The organism is Nocardioides malaquae, assembly GCF_015070385.1.
Taxonomy (GTDB): Bacteria; Actinomycetota; Actinomycetes; order Propionibacteriales; family Nocardioidaceae; genus Nocardioides; species Nocardioides malaquae.
Genome location: NZ_JADCSA010000311.1, coordinates 1 through 278, shown reverse-complemented (window position 1 = coordinate 278; position 278 = coordinate 1). Strand labels below are relative to the sequence as shown.

Here is a 278-nt window from a genome sequence, read left to right as displayed (position 1 = left end):
TGTGCGGCTGCGCGCCAGCCAGTTTAATTTGCGGGACGATCGCGGTCAGCCTGTACCGTATTTTATTCGCCATGCCCGTGAGATCGATCCAGGCCTAATCGATCGGCAAATAGTTCATTACGGTAATTACGATCCCTTTATGGAGTTTGATATACAGATCAACCAGATTGTCCCTTCTATGGGCTATCGCACGCTTTATATCGAAGCGAATCAGCCTGGCAACGTAATTGCGGCAAAAAGTGACGCTGAAGGGATACTGGAAAATGCTTTCTGGCAAA

1 protein-coding gene is annotated in these 278 nt (G+C 48.2%); it reads left to right on the top strand.

The window, feature by feature from the left end; translation table 11 throughout:
* Nucleotides 1-278 (top strand): hypothetical protein (locus IEQ44_RS15755; RefSeq protein ID WP_227487625.1); only part of this gene is annotated, 278 nt, incomplete at both ends.